At 35.5% G+C, this 17,647-nt stretch carries 16 protein-coding genes; 6 read left to right on the top strand and 10 right to left on the bottom strand.

Annotated elements, in window-relative coordinates:
• Positions 1 to 17: 17 nt before the first annotated feature.
• Complete coding sequence (locus tag R2R71_RS01305) at positions 18 to 407, top strand: hypothetical protein (protein ID WP_316829427.1); 390 nt, start codon at positions 18 to 20, stop codon at positions 405 to 407.
• Here R2R71_RS01305 and R2R71_RS01300 read toward each other — a convergent pair.
• Entirely contained in the window at positions 402 to 1,754 is a 1,353-nt protein-coding gene (locus R2R71_RS01300; RefSeq protein WP_316829426.1) for a PhoH family protein, read from the bottom strand. The two genes, R2R71_RS01305 and R2R71_RS01300, sit on opposite strands and share 6 nt — an antisense overlap.
• Before the next feature lie 900 nt (positions 1,755 to 2,654).
• On the opposite strand from R2R71_RS01300, the gene R2R71_RS01295 reads away from it, so the two are divergent.
• Positions 2,655 to 4,814 carry an FUSC family protein gene (locus R2R71_RS01295; RefSeq protein WP_316829425.1) on the top strand — a complete coding sequence of 720 codons (2,160 nt, stop codon included), beginning with the start codon at positions 2,655 to 2,657 and terminating at the stop codon, positions 4,812 to 4,814.
• On the opposite strand, the gene R2R71_RS01290 is transcribed toward R2R71_RS01295, so the two are convergent.
• Genes R2R71_RS01290 through R2R71_RS01280 form a run of 3 tightly spaced genes read right to left on the bottom strand, consistent with a single transcriptional unit; the run spans position 4,804 to position 8,634 of the window.
• A complete protein-coding gene (locus R2R71_RS01290) occupies positions 4,804 to 5,250 on the bottom strand; it encodes a hypothetical protein (protein WP_316829424.1) in 447 nt (148 codons plus the stop codon). The two genes, R2R71_RS01295 and R2R71_RS01290, sit on opposite strands and share 11 nt — an antisense overlap.
• Before the next feature lie 4 nt (positions 5,251 to 5,254).
• Positions 5,255 to 6,250: a PorP/SprF family type IX secretion system membrane protein gene (locus tag R2R71_RS01285; RefSeq protein WP_316829423.1), complete on the bottom strand. Its 996-nt coding sequence runs from the start codon at positions 6,248 to 6,250 to the stop codon at positions 5,255 to 5,257.
• Positions 6,250 to 8,634, bottom strand: coding sequence for a gliding motility-associated C-terminal domain-containing protein (locus tag R2R71_RS01280; RefSeq protein WP_316829422.1), 2,385 nt, complete (start codon positions 8,632 to 8,634; stop codon positions 6,250 to 6,252). The genes R2R71_RS01285 and R2R71_RS01280 overlap by 1 nt, the downstream gene beginning before the upstream one ends.
• Positions 8,635 to 8,986: 352 nt before the next feature.
• Here R2R71_RS01280 and R2R71_RS01275 point away from each other — a divergent pair, with 352 nt between their 5' ends.
• Positions 8,987 to 9,397: an organic hydroperoxide resistance protein gene (locus R2R71_RS01275; protein ID WP_316829421.1), complete on the top strand. Its 411-nt coding sequence runs from the start codon at positions 8,987 to 8,989 to the stop codon at positions 9,395 to 9,397.
• A gap of 74 nt (positions 9,398 to 9,471) precedes the next feature.
• On the opposite strand, the gene mgtE is transcribed toward R2R71_RS01275, so the two are convergent.
• The 3 genes from mgtE to R2R71_RS01260 all read right to left on the bottom strand — a co-directional run bounded on the left by mgtE (position 9,472) and on the right by R2R71_RS01260 (position 12,646).
• A complete protein-coding gene (mgtE, locus tag R2R71_RS01270; protein WP_316829420.1) occupies positions 9,472 to 10,824 on the bottom strand; it encodes a magnesium transporter in 1,353 nt (450 codons plus the stop codon).
• Between the two features lie 85 nt (positions 10,825 to 10,909).
• Positions 10,910 to 12,031, bottom strand: a complete 1,122-nt coding sequence (gene corA, locus R2R71_RS01265; RefSeq protein ID WP_316829419.1) for a magnesium/cobalt transporter CorA — start codon at positions 12,029 to 12,031, stop codon at positions 10,910 to 10,912.
• Positions 12,032 to 12,034: 3 nt separating this feature from the next.
• The gene (locus R2R71_RS01260; protein ID WP_316829418.1) at positions 12,035 to 12,646 is read right to left on the bottom strand and encodes a WbqC family protein; all 612 of its coding nucleotides are present in this window, start codon (positions 12,644 to 12,646) and stop codon (positions 12,035 to 12,037) included.
• Positions 12,647 to 12,685: 39 nt separating this feature from the next.
• Here R2R71_RS01260 and R2R71_RS01255 point away from each other — a divergent pair, with 39 nt between their 5' ends.
• Together R2R71_RS01255 and R2R71_RS01250 are read left to right on the top strand one after the other, a co-directional pair.
• Positions 12,686 to 13,558, top strand: a complete 873-nt coding sequence (locus R2R71_RS01255) for a lysophospholipid acyltransferase family protein (protein WP_316829417.1) — start codon at positions 12,686 to 12,688, stop codon at positions 13,556 to 13,558.
• Between the two features lie 9 nt (positions 13,559 to 13,567).
• Positions 13,568 to 14,578 (top strand): glycosyltransferase family 2 protein, encoded by a 1,011-nt coding sequence (locus tag R2R71_RS01250; protein ID WP_316829416.1) that lies wholly within the window; start codon positions 13,568 to 13,570, stop codon positions 14,576 to 14,578.
• Here the strand turns inward: R2R71_RS01250 and R2R71_RS01245 are convergent.
• Both R2R71_RS01245 and aroQ read right to left on the bottom strand, forming a co-directional pair.
• Positions 14,575 to 15,297, bottom strand: a complete 723-nt coding sequence (locus R2R71_RS01245) for a TlpA disulfide reductase family protein (protein WP_316829415.1) — start codon at positions 15,295 to 15,297, stop codon at positions 14,575 to 14,577. The two genes, R2R71_RS01250 and R2R71_RS01245, sit on opposite strands and share 4 nt — an antisense overlap.
• An 11-nt stretch (positions 15,298 to 15,308) precedes the next feature.
• Positions 15,309 to 15,722, bottom strand: coding sequence for a type II 3-dehydroquinate dehydratase (aroQ, locus tag R2R71_RS01240; protein WP_316829414.1), 414 nt, complete (start codon positions 15,720 to 15,722; stop codon positions 15,309 to 15,311).
• A gap of 127 nt (positions 15,723 to 15,849) precedes the next feature.
• On the opposite strand from aroQ, the gene xerD reads away from it, so the two are divergent.
• Complete coding sequence (gene xerD / locus R2R71_RS01235; RefSeq protein WP_316829413.1) at positions 15,850 to 16,749, top strand: site-specific tyrosine recombinase XerD; 900 nt, start codon at positions 15,850 to 15,852, stop codon at positions 16,747 to 16,749.
• On the opposite strand, the gene prmC is transcribed toward xerD, so the two are convergent.
• Entirely contained in the window at positions 16,746 to 17,591 is an 846-nt protein-coding gene (gene prmC, locus R2R71_RS01230; protein WP_316829412.1) for a peptide chain release factor N(5)-glutamine methyltransferase, read from the bottom strand. The genes xerD and prmC overlap by 4 nt on opposite strands.
• Positions 17,592 to 17,647: the final 56 nt, after the last annotated feature.

The raw sequence follows: 17,647 nt of genomic DNA, 5'->3' as shown, positions 1-17,647 counted from the left end.
TTAAACTATTAACCATCATGAAAAAAATATTCTTTCTAAGCTTTGCACTCATTTTATTCAATATTGTTAATTCTAAAGCACAGAAAAATGAAATTAATTGGGAAGGAACTTTTACTGTCAACTATCAAGAAAATTTCAAAATAAAATTATTTAAGGAAAAGGATAAGTATAAAGCTTTAGTAACAACAGTATTTACTGATCAGTTATGCACTAGTGAATTTCCAGATCAAAATACCATTACGTTATTTTTTGAGAAGAATACAAGAGGTAAGGGATTATCATTTATTAAAAAAGGAGACTGGATCATTCAGATTAAAAACATAAAGGGTGACTTCTATTTTTTACACAGAGGTTTCCCATTAACCACCAATCCCGATGATATCAAAATGAAAAGAATAAAATCATAAAAGCTTATTAGCCAGATTTGCCAGTTCGCTGCGTTCTCCTTTTTGTAAGGTAACATGCGCATATAGTGGGTGGTTCTTCGCGTTTTCTATCAAATAGCTCAATCCATTGCTTTCAGAATCAAGATAAGGTGTGTCTATCTGATAAATATCGCCGGTAAAAACAATTTTTGTATGCTCCCCTGCTCTCGAAATAATTGTTTTTACCTCGTGGGGTGTCAGATTTTGGGCTTCATCTATAATAAAGAATATCTTGGTTAGCGTTCTTCCCCTTATAAAAGCAAGCGGTGCAATCGCAATTTTCTCGGTAGTAATCAGCTCATCAATTTTTGCCGACATTTTATCATCTCCGCTAAATTGCTCCCTGATGAAACGTAGGTTATCCCATATGGGCGCCATAAACGGATCTGTTTTTGATTTGGCATCGCCAGGTAAAAAGCCAATATCTTTATTGCTTAGGGATACTATGGGTCTTGTAATGTAAATCTGCCGGAAGTCTCTACGCTGTTCAAGCGCACTCGCCAAAGCCAGCAGTGTTTTTCCTGTTCCTGCATTGCCTTGAATACTGACTAATTTAATCTCAGGATTTAGCAGCGCATCAATGGCAAAAGCCTGCTCAATATTTTTTGGCTTTATTTTAAAAATAGCGTCTGTTGAAACTGCAGAAATTGTTTTTAAGCTATGGTTATAGAAAACGTTTGCTGTTTTACGCTTATTTTTAAGAATATAGAATTGATTAGCGTCGTGATCTGGTAAATCTATAGCTGTGGCATCAATTGTTTTTACTTTCTTTACTTCATCTATTATGGTTTCGGAGAAGTTTATTAGCTCTGTTTTTCCAGTATAAAGTTCATCTACATTTTTAATTTTTCCGGTTTCATAATCTTCGGCATTTAGGTTAAGCGCCTTAGCCTTTAACCTGAGGCAAATATCTTTAGATACCAGGATGACTTTTTTATCGGGGTTTTCTTCTTTTAGGATTAGCGCCGCATTTAAGATCTTATGATCGGTTTTACCTTTTCCATATACTTCTTCGGCATCTGTCTTTAAAGGCTTATCGTTTAAGATTACTTTAAACTTCCCCGAATTAGCAGGTGTAAGCCTTACCCAATCGCTTATAAGCTTTTGTTTTGAAGCAAGATCTATGAGTCGGATAAAACTTCTAGCTTCGAAATTCCGGGTATCATTGCCGCTCTTAAAGTTGTCCAGTTCTTCTAAAACCTGAATTGGAATGGCAACATCATGTTCCTGAAAGTTATTTATAGCATCGTGGTCGTACAAAATAACTGAAGTATCTAAAACGAAAATCTTCTTTGATGAATGGGGATCTGATTTACCTTTTTTAGCCATTTTGTAAATTTAATCTTTCTTTGCTAAAAGTTTAAAGGATTTTTTCTGCTAAGCTATTGTAATAGCTGGAAAATTAACACTTTGGAAACACCCCGTAGAATTCGCCGATAAACACTGACCATTTGTTTTATCCTTTTCTCCGAAAATTCATATTACCAGGGGAAACCATATCCTCAATATTATTGAATGCGAAGGTTATTTTAAAATGTTATAAAAACAAAAACGGGGTCCTTCTTCTTTCGATTCAGTTCCCCGTTTTTAACCTTAATAACTTCCGTAGTTGTTAAAAAGGCATCTAATAAATCTGTAATTTGAATTTCTTCGTTTCTACTTGGTTTTGCAACTGTTGTAGATCGTTTAGAAGCTATTTCCAATAGCGATATTCCGTAGAACAATACTATTTTCAATAGGTCTGCTTAAGCCTTTTGATTTTCTGAGATAATGTTCCTTTCGGCGCTTTACCTTCATATTCTAAATGGTTTAACCCATTCAAGAAATAATCATATTCTTCTGTAGATCATTCGAAAAACTTTCCCTTTCGGTGCTGCTTTTCTTTTGAATTTTCCTGTCAGACTTTCAAATTACTCCGTATTTGATATTATCTAAGATAGTAGCTAATAGCATTCTTGTCAATAGAAAAGCGATAGTTTTTATAAACAAATTTATTAACCTGAAAATCAGGGTTTTTAACATTATCTATTACGTAAAATCAATTACGAATTTAATTGAGTGTAGTTTTCTGAAAGTTATTAACAAATTAAGCTATTTTACTTATAAACAATTACTTGTGTTTTTTATTAGATGTAATTATCAGATTTCTACTTAAAACCATAAACTTTTTAAAAAATTCATCTGAAAACATGCAACAAAAGCAGTTCATATTATGTTATTTTTGTACACATGCAGCTAAGGCAACCCATAAGAAATATTCAGGATTTTTTGTTAAGCACTTACTTTGCTGATGGCTTGCGTATTACTATCGGGGTTTTACTACCCTCATTAATTTTTGCGCAGTTCGGGATGCTCAAATATGGGATGACCTTGTCTTTAGGTGCACTCTGTGTAAGCGTTGTAGATAGCCCTGGTCCCATGGTGCATCGTAGAAACGCCATGTTAATTACTGCCGGTTTGATATTTTTGTTTTCTGTATTAACGGGGCTTACCAATAAAAACCATTATTTCATTGGTATTTTACTCGCGGCCTCCAGCTTTATCTTTTCGATGTTTTATATCTACGGTATCAGGGCTGCTGCGATTGGTACCGCTACCCTGCTTATTATGGTGCTCAGCATTGATGATATACGGCCATGGCAGGAAGTACTCAGGCACTCTTTAATGGTTTTATCCGGAAGTTTATGGTACACAGGTTTAAGTTACTTTGTTTACCGGTTAAGGCCCTTTCGTTTGGTGCAGCAATCATTAAGTGATTCGATAATCGAGGTGGCAGAATTCCTTCGCGAAAAGGCCAAATTTTATCATCGCAATAATGATTATGATAAAACTTACGCAGATTTGCTTCGGTTGCAGGTTGCTGTACATGAAAAACAAGATGCTGTAAGGGAATTACTTTTCAGAACACGTGAAATTATCAGGGATTCTACTCCGGAAGGCCGTTTTTTGATGCTTGTTTTTGTAGATATGGTCGATTTGTTCGAGCAGGTAATGTCTACCTATTACAATTATAAACAACTTCATGAGCAGTTTGACAGCGCTGGCATCTTATCAGATTATGAGATGGCAATAAAACGTATTTCTTATGCTCTAGATGATATTGCATTTGCGCTTAAAAGTGGTGGTACTCCCGTAATTTCTAAACGTTTGCTTATCGAAATCGAAAGACTTAAGATCAAGATAAATAACTTTGAAAAAAATAACGATCAGCAACAGTTCAGTACTTCTGGTATTATTGCTTTAAAGAATATTGAGGTTAATATCGAGAATATTTTAGGCCGGGTAAAAACGATAAACAGTTATTTCAAACTCAGAAATAGCAAAGATATCAGAAAGGCTGAGGTTGATACTGAAAAATTCATCACCCGCCAAAAGTTCGATTTGAACTTATTCACCGAGAACCTCACCTACAGTTCTTCAACTTTCAGGCACTCGTTAAGGGTTACCGTAGTAATGATGTTGGGTTTTGTGGTGTCGCAACTTTTAAATTTTTCACATAGCTACTGGATATTATTAACAATTCTGGTTATTTCCAAACCCGGTTTTAGTTTAACCAAAGAACGGAATTACCAACGACTGATCGGAACTACCGTTGGGGCATTTATTGGGATGGGGGTTTTAAGTTATGTTCATGATAGAAATGCTTTGTTTGCTATTTTATTGATTTGTATGGTTGGTTGCTACAGTTTTCAGCGTAAAAATTATGTAGTTAGTGTTTTGTTTATGACACCATACATTCTAATCCTTTTCGATTTTTTAGGCATGGGGTCGTTAGCCCTAGCAAGGGAAAGAATTTACGATACTTTTATCGGCTCTGGTATAGCACTTTTGGCCAGTTATTCATTGTTTCCTACCTGGGAACATGAAAAACTTAAAGAAGCAATGGTTGATATTTTAAAGGCAAATAAAGCTTATTTTGAACAGGTGATGCAGTTATATTTCGATAAAAATTATAACCGAACAGAATATAAATTGGCCCGTAAAGAGGTATATGTTAGTACTGCCAATTTAGCTTCCTTATTTCAACGGATGTTTTCCGAACCTAAGAGCAAGCAGCTATTTATTAAGGAAGTTCATCAATTTACGGCCTTGAGTCACCTCATTTCCTCTTATATAGCTACCTTATCACTTTATAATAAAGAACACGATTTTCATTTTGAAAATTTTGATGTATTAAAACCTATCGCAAATAATACAACTTATCTGCTCGACACTTCGATAGCAAACCTTGAAAAAGGACAAAACACAGTTGATAACGTACCTTTAATCAGGTTGAATGATAATTCTTTAAATGTTAAATCTGGTGAGGATTTAGTACCTGAGCAGTTTGATTTAATACAAAAGGTAGCTTACGATTTGTATAAATTATCTGTTAAAATTAAAATTTAGTTAGCTGCGTGAGCTGCTCATCAAGATTACACCTGCTGAATGGCAAGGTGTAGATTAGTCCGTTATCTAATTTAAAAACAATTTTTGCTTCACAATCGATTTCCTTATTTGCTAAATCTTTTATATTGAGAGAAATGGCATGAAATTTTAATTCGGGGTTGTCAGACTCTACTACGTCACTTCTGGTTTTGAACTTTAATTTTACTTCTTTTACACCATTTGTAATATAGATTTTGTCAATCTTTTTAAACGCTGTGTTAGTTGTAAAATTTAAATTTACTATAGCTTTATCATCAGCTATATTTCTGAATAATTCAAAAGCGTAATAACTTTTGTCATCGCGATAATATTGATAATCGATATTTTGCTTAACCTGCTGTCCAAAGGATAATTTGGTTAATAAAATTAGTAAGCCGATAAATAGGGATGTTTTCATTTATTTAAAATCTAGGGCATGGGACTTTAAATCCTTTAAAATTATTATGTCTGTAAATTAGTGATAACTCGTATGTTCGGGGTGTTGCACTCAGCAACTTACTGCCATAAACTGTATAATTCATGCCTACACTTAGGTTATCGATTACTAAACCTAAATATGGATAATAGGATGACTCATTGAACTTATGCCATAAACCCGCATTGATTTTGATTTTCGTCTGCTCATTGGGCTTAATTCCCAATACAATCCCGGCAAGCTGATCTTGATTAGCGCCCTGAAAATGATAAACTCCCGTAAAATTTAAATCAACGTAATCACTAAGGAGGTAAACCATACCAAGGTTTATTGTTTTTCTTGATGCAAGAGCGTCACTATTGGTACCCAAAAGGGTTTCAACTGGTCTTGTTAAATGGTATTGAGCGTAACCTGCCGCGATACTTAATTTTTCGAAACTTGCAGAAAAATTAGCACCCACATTCAAATCGAAGTAAGAAGTCCTGTCGTTTTGCAGGTCGAGATAATTTGGCAGTGATGGATCAAATCCTAGTCCATTATATTGTGAAGCAAATGTTAACCTGTTATAATCAAGAAACCTTGATACGTATGAAATTTGAGGAGCCAAACCAAATTTAAAACGATGATGAACATCTAAGTATTGATAATAGGAAGCGCTTGCACTTATATGCTGAGATTTTAAAGCTTTATTGAAAGACTCATCAAACAAGCCGCTTAAACCTATACTAAATACACTATTTGTAAAATTCTCATCCTGAATAAGTTTTAAATCGCCGGAAATACTATAGGTATTGTATGGATCGCCCAAATTACCCCATTGCTGACGGGTGTTTAAGGCAATTCTATAATCCCCGTCAAAGAAACCTGTAAAGGCTGGATTTAAAGTTAACGGTGAGGCAAAATACTGTGAAAACTTCGGGTCCTGAGCGAAGGAGACTTTGCACATAAAGCAGATACTCAATATTATAAATAGCTTATTCATTATAATATTAATATAGTTTTACCTTTCGATTGAAATTTTCCCCCTAAAACATCTATACCTTCTGCAAACCACGAAAAAGTTTCCATAGGTTGCATTTTAGTTTTAAATAAGCCATCCCAACCGGTTGATTCCATTGTGTTTGTTTCATAAACCAGAATCCCCCATTTGTTAAAAATTTTGAAGCTGTTAAGTTGCTTAATGCTTGTAAAAAAAGGATACAACCTATTATTTGTGGCTTTTTGAGGTGTAAAAGCAGTAGGTACCATAATCTTTGGCGCAGGCAGGATATTTAAATCCAAATGTGATGTGATAATACATCCTTTATCACTTGCTAAGGAGATATAATAAGTTCCGGCTTTTTTAACCCTGGTTGGATCTGCAACAGGCTTGCTTAAGGTAGCATCGGTAAAATAATATGCTTTTTCATATCCTTTACTTCCTTTTACAATATCTGCTGAGGTCAGATCTATATAATCATAATCAAAAATTGGCTTGGGTTGGTTTAAAACGATAATTGGTAATGGGTTAACCGTTACATTTATTTTACCAGATGTATAACATCCGTTTGCATTAGTAATTTTTACAAAGTAAGTTCCTGTTTTAGAAACCTGGTTGGGTTGCTGGAGTTTATTGCTTAAATTGCTATCGGTAAAATAAGTATAACTTACCCCTGCGGTTGTGCCTGCGTATAACGTGGTATTAGTAATGTCAACAGTTGACGGATAGCAAACTGCCGGAGGATCTGTTGAAACCAAAACAGGTAAATCATAAACGGTAACATTAACCTTTTCTGTAACCACACAACCCATTTTATTTGTAGCCTTAACAAAATAAGTACCTGACTTTTCGATCTTTTCAGGATCGGCAATTGGTTGGGTTAAAGCTGCATCATAGAAGAAGTCAAATTTTAAGTCTGCATCACTTCCCTTAAAATTGTTTAATGAGGCAATATTAACTGTCGATGGATAACAAACGCCTGCCGGGTTGGTGATTTTTAGTATTGGTTTTGGGTTTACAACAACATCTACATACTGAATTTTATTACACCCCAGGTTGTTACTGAGGTTTACATAATATCTTCCGCTTACATTTATTTTCGTAGGGTTTGATAGGGATTTTGTTCCGGCAGCATCCGTATAGTAGCTTCTTGTAATATCGCTCAAATCTCCGGTGTATAGATCATTTTTTGTAATATCTACCGTTTCATTGTAGCATACGTCCTCAGGTTTTTTGATGGTTATATTAGCAACATCAAAAATAGATACATCTACACTCGAAACACTTTCACAACCTTTATAATTGGTTGCCATAATGTAAAAGGTTTTGTTTTCTTCAACGGTAAATAAGCCTTTTATCGGAATGGTTAAATCTTTATCCTCATATGCAAAATAACTGAAATCAGCATGTCTGTTAAGTATATAATCGTCTGAAGTTAAATCAATTGCTGTGCCCTGGCAAACCGTGTTTTTTGGTAAAAGCTGTAACTGATAATCGACACTGTGTACCACCGCTGTTACCGTACTCGGACAGCCAAAGCCCGCAAAAGGTATTAAATCTAAAACGATTTGGGTGCCTTCCGGAGGCGTTGGTTTAATTTTAATCGTCGATCCGGTTCCATATTTTATGCTACGGTCACCGTTATACCAATTGTAAGTCTGAAAACCACTGGGACCGGAAACGTTAAGCTCATCTGAGCTTTTACAATAAGTGTTTCCAATAATTAGACCACCACATAAGTTGTTTACATCAACATAAGCATATCCAAAATGTCCCCCTAATGTACAATCGCCTGTTATAAACTCAAGAAGTATTTGTTTTCCCTGATAGCCGGATAAATTAATGGTTACGGGAGTCCATTCTTTATAGATTACCGTACTGCTAACCGTTGATTTTTTAAAGCCCGGAAGTGTTGAAGTGGCTATATATTCAAAAGATGCACAAGGTATGTATAAGCCTGTTTCCAGGTCTTTCACCCTGGCAATAAATTTGGGCTGTTCAACCGGAGCATGATTAGGATCTTCAAAAACTACTGCATACTGATAAGTTAATGTAAATTCAGGGCGATCAGATGGTATATTAATTAAATAAGAAATACCTTCTGCCTGGTTTCCGGTTCCGTTGTTACCTACTTTAACAGTATAATTACCAGCATTCTTGGGAACTATGGGAAATTTACCATATTGATCTACTGCTTTTCTATCGTTTTGGAGGGTATGTCTTCCGGATACAGCATTTCCTACTTCATTTAAGGTTACACCATTTGTAGAGATGGAACCAGTAAATAATTTCCAGTTTTTAAAATTTCCATTTTCAAAACCGATGTTTTCAGGACAAAGCTGAGCATACATTTTTGATGTCATAGCCGTAAAAACTATGAATAACATCAAGGTTATTCTGTGAGTCAATTTTGTTGGGAGCGATTTTTTTAATTTAAGGTTAGCTAAAGTTAAGGTTTAGCAAGGCATAATAACGATGATAAACTGTGCTGAAAATCAAATTTTACACCAATGCTTTTTACTCGCAATAGTTTAGCCGTTTTTAGTGCTTAATTTTGTTTTTTAACTGTTTGATTTTCAGTTGATTGTTTTTTGTTTTTATAGTTATCCTATAGGGGTTTAACCGGCTTTAGTCGTGTTTTTTACACGAAGTTTTATTTGCTGAAATGAAAACCCGGTAATAAATACTAAAACAATGCGGTTATTCTGATTGTTATGCATAGTCATTTAAGGAAGTAATATGGAAAAGCTATATACAGCCGAAGTTACTGCAACCGGCGGAAGAGACGGACACGTTAAATCGAGTGATGGACAAATAGAATTTGAAGTAAGAAGGCCAAAGGAGCTTGGTGGACAAGGTGGGGCTACTAACCCGGAACAATTATTTGCAGCAGCATGGGGACCATGCTATTTAGGTGCATTGGGTTCTATAGCCGAACGCGAAGGCGTTGATGTGAGCGAAGCAACCGTAAACGTTTTGGTTTCTTTTAATAAAGATGGAAACGCTTTTGCACTTTCAGCCGATTTAGATGTTCATATTCCTGGAATTGCTCATGATGAAGCACAGAAAATAGCCGACAAGGCGCATAAAGCCTGTCCTTACTCTAAGGCAACAAGGGGAAATATTGAGGTAAGAATTACAGCAGTTTAAATAATTTTAATTCGAAAGAAAGGCAGGCTAATTTTTAGCCTGCCTTTCTTATTTTATTGAAAATACTAACAAAATTATAAGAGCAGCTTACTCGCAAGTCCTAATATTAACAGGAAGCCAAAAACATCAGTAAATGTGGTAATGATTATTGATGAAGCAATTGCCGGGTCAATACCAACCCTCTTTAATATCAGTGGGATCCCCGCTCCTGTTATGCCGGCGATAACAAGGTTGCCAGTCATGGCTAAGAAAATAACCAAACCAAGCATTGGATTTCCATCGAAGAAAAAAGCAAAAATAAATACAATCAGGCCATTCGCGGCACCATTTATTAAACCAACGGTAAATTCTTTTAACACCGTTCTGTAGGCCTGTTTATCTGTTAAGTCATATAAGGAAATACGCCTAACGGTAACGGCCAGGGCTTGTGTAGCTGCATTCCCTCCCATTCCGGCAATAATTGTCATATAAGCCGCTAAAGATGGTATTAGCTTAATGGTTGGATCAAAATAACGAACAACTGATGATGCCAGAAACGCTGTGCCTAAATTGATAATTAACCAGGGTAAACGCGATTTAACCGCTTCAACCCAGTTTCCACTTAATTCCTCATCTTCTGATACCCCTGATATTTTTAAGATATCCTCGGTACTTTCTGCCTCCAAAACATCAATTACATCATCAAAGGTTACCCGGCCAAGGAGTTTCTGGTGATCGTCAATTACTGGGATACTCGTTAAATTATACTGAGAAATTAAATTGGCAACCTCCTCCTGGTCGGTATCAGGATGTACATAAACGGCATCAGTTTTTACCAGCTCAGTGATGTGTGCATTGTGTTTGGCTTTTATAATGTCTTTTAAGGAAACAATGCCTTTAAATATATCCGAATCATCAACAACGTAAATGGTATAAAATTCTTCCATTTCCTCGCTCTGACGGATAATTTCATCAATTGCGTCTTTTTTGGTAAGATTAATGTTTACACAGATAATGTCTGTGTTCATTAAACCGCCGGCGGTTTTTTCGTCGTAGGTTAAAAGATTACGGATATTTGATGCATCTTCTTCATTTAAATCTTCAAGGATTTCATTCTGCTCATGATCCTCTAGCTGCGAAATGATGTCTGTTGCATCGTCGTAATCCAGTTCCTCAACAATTTCCGTACGCTTATCAGGATGAAGCTGAAAGAGTAAATCCTCAGGGTGAGATTCCTCATCCATTTCAGAAATAATTTCAGACGCCGTTTCTGCCGGCAGCAAATTAATGATATGCTGTTGCTCAGCTTTGTCTAAACGTTCGAATAAAATGGCAATTTCAGAGGCATGATAATCCTCTAAAACCACTTTTAAAGTTTCATCACCAGCTAAAATTGCATTTTTAACTTTCTGTACGTCGCTTTTATCTATTTCGAATGATGATTGCATATTACTAAAGCTCCTAAAATAGGGAAACTAATGCGATTTTAATGAATATTACAATTTTTACAAACTGGAAACTCGGTTAAAATTGTTATTTAAACCACCCTCTTTTCCAGAAATAAATTACCTGAATTATAGCAATTACGCCCATCACAATCCATGTATAAAGGTAGCCGTGTGGATCATAAAGCTCAGGCATGTTTCCTGTCATCACTTTACCCGTAACGGGGTCTTCCCTGCTAAAATTCATTCCATAAATACCGGCAATGAATGTTAATGGAATAAAAATGGAAGAAATAATCGTTAACACTTTCATAATTTCATTCATCCTGTTACTGATGATGGAAAGATTCATATCGATATTTGCAGAGGCAATCTCTTTTAATGATTCTATAAAATCGATAATCTGAATGCAGTGATCATAAGCATCTTTAATGTATGTTCGGGTTACATCGTTGATTAAATCACTTTCACTACGCAAAATGTCATTTAACTTATCACGCTCCGGCCAGGCAACTTTTCTTATGGTAATTAACGATCGTTTTATGGCTTGCGTATCATACATGATGCGCTTATCAGGATTATCGAAAAGCCTGTCCTCAATAGAATCAAGCTCCTCGCCCCAGTGATTTAGCAATGTAAAATAATTATCAACGATAACATCCATAATGGCATACATTAAATAACTGGAGCCTCCAATTCTGATATTCCCCTTTCCCACTTCCAGCCTTTTCCGAACGGGATTAAAACAGTCCTGGTAATCTTCCTGGAAAGTAATTAAAAACTTTGCAGTAAGAATAAAGGATATTTGTTCATTACATAAATCGTTATCATCGTTTAGGTATAGATGCCGGCTTACCGCAAAAACATATTTATCATTATCGTATTCATCCAGTTTAGGTCGTTGGTAAGAACTGGTAATATCTTCAAGCACCAACCTGCTTACATTTAATTTTGCGTATAATGTTTCGAAAATATCCGGATCAGCCAACCCTTTTATATCAAACCAGTAGTAAAAATCTTTGTTTTCAGTAAGTTTATCAATGTTATTGATATTATTAATCTCTTCCTTTTTATAACTTTTATCGTTATAGGTATGAAGCGTAATCTTTGGTTTTAACGCATTCTCGTCAATGGCATACAAACCCGGACTAGTACCAGGTTCAGGAACTTTATAATGTTTATGACGATTACGAGGTTTATTTTTAGCCATAACTTAAAGGTATAATCTCGCTTGCGGCCCCTGATTAAACAGTAGGTCGACAATACTCAAATTAGGTAAAAACTGATGTTTATCTTCAAAAACCTGATAATATGGCTTATTGTTTACATTATCATCAACTTTCTTTGGATTCATCATACCGCGATAATCCATCGTTGCCTCATGCTTGCCGATATATTCTGTAGTAAATTTATAATCAAGGTTAAGCTTAAGCTTTTTGCTAAGCCAGGTGAAAAGTTCGAGATTATAATCAAAAAGAAAATCGAATTGCTGTGTGTAAAACCTTTTCAGTTCATCTTCATAAAATTCGAAATACGCAGAACTTCTGTAACAGGTTTCCAGGCTTAACCAATGTAATCTTTGCCAGTTAAAATCGTAACTTATCTTTACATCTTTATAAGGTGTGTGCATTTTCGATCCCCTGGCAACAGGAACGGTAAGGTCTAATTTTCCGTTTGGAGAATATATACTGGCTCTGTTTCTGTAAGTTTGTTTAGGGAAATGCTCAAATTTTTCCAGTAAATAATCAGTATTAAGCGATTGAATTTTACTGAAGTAACTTACTGGTGCAAGATAAAATAATGGAAGTATAGCAGTATTTTGCATTTGAAAATATATGTTTGTAATTCAAACGTTTTAAAATTAATGATTAAAAGAGGGATTGCGCATGTTGGCGTATTTTTTTTATGCCTGATATCGCTGCTACCTCTTCCGGTATTGTTATTTTTTGCAAGATTACTATATTATCTGCTGTATTATGTAATCGGATACAGAAAAAATGTTGTCAGGACAAACCTTCGCAATTCTTTTCCTGAAAAATCTATCCGGGAAATCATCATAATAGAAAAGAAATACTTTAAATTCCTTGCTGAGTTAATATTCGAAATCATAGAATTAACTACAATTTCTGAAGCAGAAACTTTAAAACGTGTTAAGTTTTCAGGAACAGAAAAATTAGAGGCGCATTTTGAAAAGGGAGAAAGTTTACTGGCTTGTACGGGTCATTACGGTAACTGGGAGCTTGGTACATTGGCCTTAGGGTTAAACATTTCAGCAAAAACCATTGTAATTTACAAGCCAATAAACAATAAAATCTTCGAAACCTGGTTTAATAAGCTCCGTACAAAATTTGGGAACATTTTTGTGGCCATGCGCCAAACACTGCGTTGCATGGCGACTTATAAAAATGAAACGAGTATTTTGTGTTTCGCAAGCGATCAATCGCCGGTTAGGGAAGAAAGTAAATACTTTGTTGATTTTTTGAATCAACCTACTGCGGCATTGTTAGGTATTGAAAAAATAGCTAAATCTACTAACCGGCCAATTTACTATTTTAAGGTTATTCCTGTAAAAATGGGTTACTATAACATAGAGATTATACCGATGTGCTTAAATCCTGCTGAAACCGTTGATGGAGAAATTACTAATTTGCACTTTCAATTTTTAGAGGAAATAATAAAAGAAAAACCACAATACTGGCTTTGGAGCCATAAACGCTGGAAATTTAAACCCGAATAACAATAATACATGAACCCATCAGTAGCGGTCGTAATTTTAAACTGGAACGGAAAATCATTTCTTGAAAAATTTTTACCCGGAGTATTAAACTCCTTGTATGATAACCTGCAAGTTGTTGTTGGCGACAATGCTTCGACCGATGATTCGGTTTCTTTTGTTGAAGCGAATTTCCCAACCGTTAAAATATTAAAAAACGAGGTTAACCATGGTTTTGCAGGCGGATATAATAAAATTTTAGAACGTGTTGAGGCAGATTATTTTATTTTATTGAATTCTGATGTTGAAGTAACACCAAACTGGATACAGCCTGTTATCGATTTAATGCAAACTGATGATGCAATTGCTGCGGCTCAGCCCAAAATCAAGTGGCAGTTAAATAAAAACCAGTTCGAGTATGCTGGCGCTGCGGGTGGGTTTTTAGATATTTACGCTTATCCTTTTTGTCGGGGCCGTTTATTTAATGTTTATGAAACTGATAACGGGCAGTATAATGATGTGAAAGAAGTTTTCTGGGCAAGTGGTGCTGCATTTTTTATAAAAAGCAAATACTGGAAGGAAACTGGAGGATTGGATGCAGACCTTTTTGCGCACATGGAGGAAATTGATTTGTGCTGGCGATTAAAAAATTTAAACTACAAAGTTGTTTACTGTCCTGATGCAGAAGTTTACCATGTTGGAGGCGGAACATTGCAAACAGAAAATCCCTTCAAAACCTATCTGAATTTCAGGAACAACCTGATCATAATGCAAAAAAACCTTCCGTTTGGTGATGCTGTTTTCAGGATTATTATCAGGATGTTTATAGATTTTATCGCCTGGTGGCATTTCTTGCTTTCCGGAAAACCGAAATTTACAATGGCTGTAAGTAAAGGACATTGGCATTTTCTTAAAGATTTGGCTAAAACGGCAAAGAAAAGAATGTTGTACCAAAAGCCTTATTCGGCTCACGCAGGTGTTTATAAAAACAGCGTGGTCTGGGCCTTTTTTATCAGGAAAATAAAATCCTTTTCAAATCTTTAGTTTGTTGCCAAAGATTCATCAATAGATTTTTTAATCCAGCCGATAGTATTTGAAGCTAAACCTAAAGTACTAAATTTAATAGTTCCGGTTTTATCGATTACAACATGTGTTGGGTAGCCCTTAACTTTATATTTATCAGCTATAAATCTGCCATTATCTACAATATTATACTTGAAAGGTAATGTTTTCAGGAAGTCCTTAAGTAAGTATTTTTCATCAAGTGCAATGGCAAGGAAAATAACATCCTGGTCTTTATATGCTTCTGTTAATTCATTCAATTCCGGGATTTCGGCCTTACACGGCGGGCAGTTAATAAACCAGAAATTTAATACAATAACTTTTCCGGTAGGATTTTTCAGGTCGAATTTATTCCCGTTCATATCCGAAGTTTTGAAACCGTTAAATTTCTCTCCTGCAATAAATGAATCACTTTGCCTTGGCTTAGGCATTCTATCCATCATTGCCTTGCGTTGTTCTGCGGTGAGTTCGTAAATCATCCATTCCTGTTGCCCGTCGTCGGTTTTGGTTTGCCTGCTTTTTACGCCATATTTTCCACTTTGCATGAGTTTCCTCCATACATTATATGGATAAACCAGGCCATCTTCTCCCCTTACAACCGATTTTTCATCAAGCGTTGGTCTTTGTTGTGGTACTGATGTTTGCGCACTTGTAATTAAAGCAAATAAAATCAGGATAATTGAGAGCGTTGTTTTTATCATTTTGTATAGTTTTATATTAAACTTTCTAATGCTAATTTATATCCTTTCATGCCAAAACCCGTTAAAACACCTTTACAGTTTTTTCCGGTTAGGGATACATGACGGTATTCTTCCCGGGCATAAATATTGGAGATATGCACTTCAACAACCGGGGTTTTAATAGCTGCAATCGCATCGGCCAAAGCAACAGAAGTATGTGTGTAGCCACCCGCGTTGAGAATAATGCCATCATAACTGAAACCAATTTCATGCAATTTATTAATGAGTTCGCCTTCTACATTACTTTGAAAGTAATCGATTTCTATACTTGTATAAATCGCTTTTAGCTCTTTAATGTAATCTTCTATATTCGTATTTCCGTAAATAGATGGCTCCCTAACACCTAAAAGGTTTAGATTCGGGCCATTTATAATTTGAATTTTCATCTTTTGCAAAATTGGTTTTAATAGTGATTAAACAGCTGCCGGTTTTTTAAAATTTGCTTCCGTTTAATGATAGGTTGTAATGTTAAATTTGTAACGTTGCAATGTTATAAAAAAAATAGATAAAACCATGCTTTGGCAATCATATATCAAAGGATTTAAAGCTTATTTAAAACTGGAAAGATCACTTTCGGGCAATTCAGTTGAAGCTTATTTAAATGATATAGATAAATTAAGTCAGTTTTTTCAATCTGTTAATGCTGAACCTCAACTTACAGAAATAACATCAGCAGAGATAAAATCCTTTATTAGCTGGCTCCATAACCTTGGGATGCTTGGAAGTACACAGGCAAGGGTCATATCAGGTCTTAAAGCTTTTTTTGCTTACCTGATGCTTGAAGATATTATCCGGAATGATCCGATGGCACTTATTGAAGCCCCTAAAATTGTTAGAAAACTACCCGATACACTTAATATTTACGAGATAAACAGCTTAATTGAAGCCATTGATGCCTCAAAGCCCGAAGTTATGCGTAATAAGGCCATCATTGAAGTTTTGTACGGCTGCGGATTAAGGGTTACCGAGCTGACAGAGCTGAAAATTTCAAATCTATATCCTCAGATAGAATTTATAAAAGTTATTGGCAAGGGAAATAAGGAACGCTTAGTGCCTGTTGGAAGTGTTGCCCTGAAGTTGTTGGATATTTATATTAATCAGGTTCGGGTGCATGTGAGGATTAAAAAAGGAAACGAAGATTTTATATTCCTTAACCGCTTTGGTGCCAAATTATCGAGAATTTCGATTTTTAATTTGATAAAAAGTCTGGCCGTTCAGGCCGGGATAAAAAAAACGATCAGCCCCCATACTTTGAGGCACTCCTTTGCTACACATTTAATTGAGGGAGGTGCTGATTTGAGGGCCGTACAGGAAATGTTAGGGCATTCGAGCATTACCACAACAGAAATCTATACGCACATCGACCGGGATTACCTGCGTGAAGTGGTTACGCAATTTCACCCAAGGGCTTAGGGATTTGTACGGGCAACTATCATTCTGTCTTTCCCGTTAATATCTTTTTTTAACTCAATGTTTTTAAACTGTTTATCTATCAAAACCTGAAGGGTTTCTGCCCATAAATACTCATTAATTTCCAGGAATAAATAGCCATTTGGATTTAAGTTACTCATGGCAAAATCAGCAATGGCTTTATAAAAAACCAGTGGGTTTTCATCGCTTACAAATAAGGCTAAATGTGGCTCATTGGCGAGCACGTTTTCATGCATTTCAGCCTTCTCAAGCTCGCGGATGTAAGGTGGATTACTTACAATGATATCATATTTTATTGTTTCTGAGTAGTTTAGGATATCAGCTTCAATAAAATTAATTTCTGCTTCATTAAGCCTGGCATTTTCCGATGCTGTTTTAAGTGCCGCTGGCGAAATATCTAAGGCGGAAATATTTAAGTGTGGTAAATGTTTTTTAAGGGTTACGGGAATACAACCCGATCCGGTACCAATATCGAGTAACGATGCTTTTTTATCCCTGATTTCTCTGATTATCCAGTCAACGAGTTCTTCGGTTTCCGGCCTTGGAATTAAAACATGTTCATTTACCTTAAAAGTTAAGCCATAGAAGAATGTTTCGCCCAATACTTGCTGAAGTGGTTTCCCTTTCTTTAAGCTATTTAAAATTTTATTAAGGGAAGCTAAATCTTTTACTGATAACGCCTTATCCTTTTTAGTAAGAAATTCATTTTTCGCAATTTTTAAAGTATGCGTCACTGCTGCATTAAATAGGGCCTTTACCTCATCAGCATCGTAAATTTCACCCAGCGTATGTATGTATTCCTGCTCTAACTCTTTAATATTCATCGACTGCAAAAGTAATAAATTAAGCTGCCCTACTTGTCATAATTTAACTACTTTTG

Origin of the sequence: Pedobacter aquatilis (assembly GCF_032678405.1) — a bacterium.
Taxonomy (GTDB): Bacteria; Bacteroidota; Bacteroidia; order Sphingobacteriales; family Sphingobacteriaceae; genus Pedobacter; species Pedobacter aquatilis_A.
This window is presented reverse-complemented; position numbering and strand designations above follow the sequence as displayed.

What these genes read in the sequence shown, in the direction of transcription:
- R2R71_RS01255 (WP_316829417.1), top strand. Translation starts at nt 12,686, where the DNA reads ATGATTAAAAGAGGGATTGCGCATGTTGGCGTATTTTTTTTATGCCTG.
- R2R71_RS01300 (WP_316829426.1), bottom strand. Translation starts at nt 1,754, where the DNA reads ATGGCTAAAAAAGGTAAATCAGATCCCCATTCATCAAAGAAGATTTTC.
- R2R71_RS01285 (WP_316829423.1), bottom strand. Translation starts at nt 6,250, where the DNA reads ATGAATAAGCTATTTATAATATTGAGTATCTGCTTTATGTGCAAAGTC.
- R2R71_RS01275 (WP_316829421.1), top strand. Translation starts at nt 8,987, where the DNA reads ATGGAAAAGCTATATACAGCCGAAGTTACTGCAACCGGCGGAAGAGAC.
- R2R71_RS01250 (WP_316829416.1), top strand. Translation starts at nt 13,568, where the DNA reads ATGAACCCATCAGTAGCGGTCGTAATTTTAAACTGGAACGGAAAATCA.
- R2R71_RS01295 (WP_316829425.1), top strand. Translation starts at nt 2,655, where the DNA reads ATGCAGCTAAGGCAACCCATAAGAAATATTCAGGATTTTTTGTTAAGC.
- prmC (WP_316829412.1), bottom strand. Translation starts at nt 17,591, where the DNA reads ATGAATATTAAAGAGTTAGAGCAGGAATACATACATACGCTGGGTGAA.
- aroQ (WP_316829414.1), bottom strand. Translation starts at nt 15,722, where the DNA reads ATGAAAATTCAAATTATAAATGGCCCGAATCTAAACCTTTTAGGTGTT.
- R2R71_RS01305 (WP_316829427.1), top strand. Translation starts at nt 18, where the DNA reads ATGAAAAAAATATTCTTTCTAAGCTTTGCACTCATTTTATTCAATATT.
- corA (WP_316829419.1), bottom strand. Translation starts at nt 12,031, where the DNA reads ATGGCTAAAAATAAACCTCGTAATCGTCATAAACATTATAAAGTTCCT.
- R2R71_RS01260 (WP_316829418.1), bottom strand. Translation starts at nt 12,646, where the DNA reads ATGCAAAATACTGCTATACTTCCATTATTTTATCTTGCACCAGTAAGT.
- xerD (WP_316829413.1), top strand. Translation starts at nt 15,850, where the DNA reads ATGCTTTGGCAATCATATATCAAAGGATTTAAAGCTTATTTAAAACTG.
- R2R71_RS01280 (WP_316829422.1), bottom strand. Translation starts at nt 8,634, where the DNA reads ATGTTATTCATAGTTTTTACGGCTATGACATCAAAAATGTATGCTCAG.
- R2R71_RS01245 (WP_316829415.1), bottom strand. Translation starts at nt 15,297, where the DNA reads ATGATAAAAACAACGCTCTCAATTATCCTGATTTTATTTGCTTTAATT.
- R2R71_RS01290 (WP_316829424.1), bottom strand. Translation starts at nt 5,250, where the DNA reads ATGAAAACATCCCTATTTATCGGCTTACTAATTTTATTAACCAAATTA.
- mgtE (WP_316829420.1), bottom strand. Translation starts at nt 10,824, where the DNA reads ATGCAATCATCATTCGAAATAGATAAAAGCGACGTACAGAAAGTTAAA.